The organism is Nevskia soli, assembly GCF_903970205.1.
Classification (GTDB): Bacteria; Acidobacteriota; Terriglobia; order Bryobacterales; family Bryobacteraceae; genus Bog-113.
The window spans coordinates 1-2,750 of sequence record NZ_CAJCHS010000414.1; the positions used below are offsets into that span (position 1 = coordinate 1).

Consider the following 2,750-nt stretch of genomic DNA (forward strand, 5'->3'; position numbering starts at 1 on the left):
CGTTCACGTAATCCGACGCGATCCGAGGGTCGCGCGCGTCCGCTTCGATTTCTATAATGCGGGTCTGCCCCGCCGTGTGAACGCTTAAAGACCGCGCCACGTCGTCGGTGACCCGATTGGCGACCCCGGCGCCGACCCCGGCGCCAACCCGATTCAGCCGCACGCGCGCGCTTCCCGCCACCTCGGCACTCTGAATGATCTGAATCTGCGTTTGGATATCCGGCGGCTGAACCGCGTCGCCATTCTCGGCAGGCGATTTCAGGAAATTTTCGGACACCGGTTGGATTTCGACGGAAGTTTTCGCGTGGTACAGCCTGGGCTGAAGCGAGGAGATCGAGAGCGCGATTCCGATTCCCGTCGCAACGGAAGCGGCCAAAACCCTCCAGCGGCGGCGAAGCACGGCTATCTGCTCGATCCAGAACAACGCCGGAACTTCTTCCGGCAAACGCGGAGTCTCCCGGACCGCCAGGCCCCGGGAACCCGCCTGCGACGGCGGCATGCTACCGCGAGCCCCGGAAAACCGCGATGGAAGACCCTGTGCCGATCATGGCTTCGAGCGCGCGCGTCGACACCACTTTGGCTTTATTCGTTGGCAGATAGAATATGTCCTGGGGCTGCAGCTCGAATTCCCGTGCTTTACCGGCTAATATGCGATCGAGATTCACCTGAAACTCCATCCGGTCCGAACGCCCGGCAACGGCGCGCAGCACTCGAGCGCGCGACGAACTCGCATTGCGAGCCGAGCCGCCCGCCAACGCCAAAGCATCCAGCACGGACATCCGCGCCGTCGATAGCTCGTACGCTCCCGGTCTGACGACCTCGCCGAGTACATAAATCATCTCGGCCGCCGGTACGGTAACTAGATCGTGCGGGAGAATATTGATATTCTCACCCGGATTTTCTCCGGCGAGGATCGGGCGAATTCTTATTTCGCCGACGACATACATTCCGGTGGCGTCGATGTGAGTGTCCGGCAAGGGCAGAGGGCCTTCCGCCCGCAGCCGCGTGATACGGACGGTCGGTCCGGCATCGGGCTTCAGCCCCCCGGCTTCCGCCAGCACTTCCATCAGGTTCTTGGGTCCATGCACCTGCTTGATGCCCGGTGAGACAACCTCGCCGGCGACGGCCACCGGCTCCTCGCCAAACTCTGTAACGGTAACGGTGACGGACGGGTTCTTCAGAAAAGAGCGCAGCCGTCCCCGGATCTCCGCTTCCAGCTGGGCGGTGGTTTGGCCCGCTGCTACCAGGCGTCCGGCAACCGGCAGATCGATAGCCCCGCTATCGTCGATCCGGATTGGATGGTCGGGAATTTCATCCATATCGAGGACGCGAATCGAGATTACGTCGCCGACCGCCAGCCGCGCGTGACGGTGCGCGGCCTCCTGATTATTCGTTAAGTTTGAGGTCGAGGGTGGCGCCGGGCTCTGCTGACCAGCAAACCCGGCGAAAAGCACGCCGCACGCAACAATCGCCGCGGGGCTAAGCTGCATCCGCTGACAACGCGGCTGGAGCTTGAATCCGATTCTCTAGCAAACTAACTAGCCGGGCGACATCATGGTCGATCAACGCCATCTTGGAATTCAGCTCCTGAATCCTGCCCTCCAGGGATTGCTGGGGCGCCACTGTTTCGGCAATCACCCGCTGCATCGCGGTGCGCGCGAACTCGGATACGCTGCGGGACCCGTGAACCCGATACAGGCTGCGCAGAGCCTCGTACTCTTCCGGAGACAGTCTCAGGCTGATCATCTTGGTCTTACGCTTCAAAACCGCCATTTCGTTCTCCTCCTACGGACTCGCGCAAATATAAAAATACGCGCCTTCATACAAGTAATACAACAAAACAATGGAAAAGTTGCGGTTTCTCGAAATAATCTCAAAAATAATTTTCTTTGAAATCCGGAAATCTTTGACGATTACTTGAAAAAACGCAGTCGCCGCTTGCCCGCCCGGGGGCTCCGGCGTGCGTAAGGCAGCTCGGTCCCGTCGAGTACGTGTTGCGGGTTATCCTGTAGCAGGCGTTGGGCTTCCGCTTCGCCGTGCTTCTCCGCGATCATCTGAAATGCCCGGTCCAGGCGCGGCGGACGCGCTTCCATGTCGTGCGCATCGCTGGCCACGAAGTGCGCCTGGCCGCCTTCGATCCATCGCGATGCCAGGTTCTTTGCGGTCCGTCCGAAACGGCCTTCCAGCGACTGCGCCGTGATCTGCGCGTAACAGCCGATTCCGATCCAATGGTCGAGCCGCTTGACATCTTCGGACAGGGCGCGATTCCGTTCCGGATGGGTAATCACCGGAATCATGCCGGCGTCCTGCAGATGCTCCAACGCCCGATCGATCCCCGGCGGAATCAACATTTCCGGCAGCTCGACCATCAGGTAGCGTAAACGGTTGACGGTGTAGAGGTCCCGATTCGCCAGCGCGCTCTCGATGTTGCTGAAACTCAGGTGAAAGTCGCAGCCGAGATGGATGCGCGGCGTTCCCCCGCTCGCTTCCCGCAACTTCTCCACTCGGGTTTCCAGTTCCGCGCGGTCGAACTCGTAGCGGTCATTGGCATGCGGCGTGGCGACGATATCGGTGGTCCCGGTCTCGGCCGCAACGCGCAGCATGGCCAAACTGTCCTCGATCGTTTGCGCGCCGTCGTCAACGCCCCAGATCAAGTGACTGTGAATATCGATCATCAGCGACGAAAACCAGCATCGCACGAGGCTGGGTCATCAATTTAAGGTTCCCTTGAACGGCTTATCGGGGTCCCT

Annotated in this window: 4 protein-coding genes; all 4 read right to left on the bottom strand. The window is 60.5% G+C overall.

Translation table 11 applies throughout. The features are described from left to right. The coding region (locus H1Y01_RS17770) for a hypothetical protein (RefSeq protein WP_180541910.1) at positions 1 to 499 on the bottom strand (499 nt) is incomplete at its 3' end. A gap of 1 nt (position 500) precedes the next feature. Beyond that, positions 501 to 1,490 (bottom strand): polysaccharide biosynthesis/export family protein, encoded by a 990-nt coding sequence (locus tag H1Y01_RS17775; protein ID WP_180541912.1) that lies wholly within the window; start codon positions 1,488 to 1,490, stop codon positions 501 to 503. Next, positions 1,480 to 1,773 carry a hypothetical protein gene (locus tag H1Y01_RS17780; protein WP_180541914.1) on the bottom strand — a complete coding sequence of 98 codons (294 nt, stop codon included), beginning with the start codon at positions 1,771 to 1,773 and terminating at the stop codon, positions 1,480 to 1,482. The genes H1Y01_RS17775 and H1Y01_RS17780 overlap by 11 nt, the downstream gene beginning before the upstream one ends. Before the next feature lie 140 nt (positions 1,774 to 1,913). Then, complete coding sequence (locus H1Y01_RS17785; RefSeq protein ID WP_180541916.1) at positions 1,914 to 2,699, bottom strand: tyrosine-protein phosphatase; 786 nt, start codon at positions 2,697 to 2,699, stop codon at positions 1,914 to 1,916. Between the last annotated feature and the right edge of the window lie 51 nt (positions 2,700 to 2,750).

Excerpts from the sequence above, each read along its gene's own strand:
- H1Y01_RS17780 (WP_180541914.1), bottom strand. The coding sequence starts at position 1,773 with ATGGCGGTTTTGAAGCGTAAGACCAAGATGATCAGCCTGAGACTGTCT.
- H1Y01_RS17775 (WP_180541912.1), bottom strand. The coding sequence starts at position 1,490 with ATGCAGCTTAGCCCCGCGGCGATTGTTGCGTGCGGCGTGCTTTTCGCC.